Here is a 290-nt window from a genome sequence, read left to right on the forward strand (position 1 = left end):
GAGAATGAGCAAGGCGTCATTGTCGATAAATCTGGCAAGCCATCCAGCACGGCTTCCGATGGTTTCGGCGCGGCTGCAATGGACAACGACATTGCCAATATGCTGTTTGACGCTGAACACGGCAAAAAGATTGAACCGACAGCCGAAAACAAGCAACGTGCGCAGACAGCCTGGAACGCTGCTAAAGCCAACAAGGAAATGTACGACGCAAACTCTACGTCGTTTTCTGCTGCAGGCGCAGACAGCATCCTACGCAGCTACAACCGCGCAAAAGCTCTGGCAGAGTCCAT

1 protein-coding gene is annotated in these 290 nt (G+C 52.8%); it reads left to right on the forward strand.

Annotation, left to right across the window (positions count from 1 at the left end; genetic code table 11):
* Window positions 1–290, forward strand: a 290-nt coding sequence (locus KDM89_RS21755) for a hypothetical protein (RefSeq protein WP_212689849.1), incomplete at both ends; no start/stop codon positions are given.

The sequence above is a fragment of the Cognatundibacterium luofuense genome, assembly GCF_018139685.1.
GTDB classification, from domain to species: Bacteria; Pseudomonadota; Gammaproteobacteria; order Burkholderiales; family Burkholderiaceae_D; genus Undibacterium; species Undibacterium luofuense.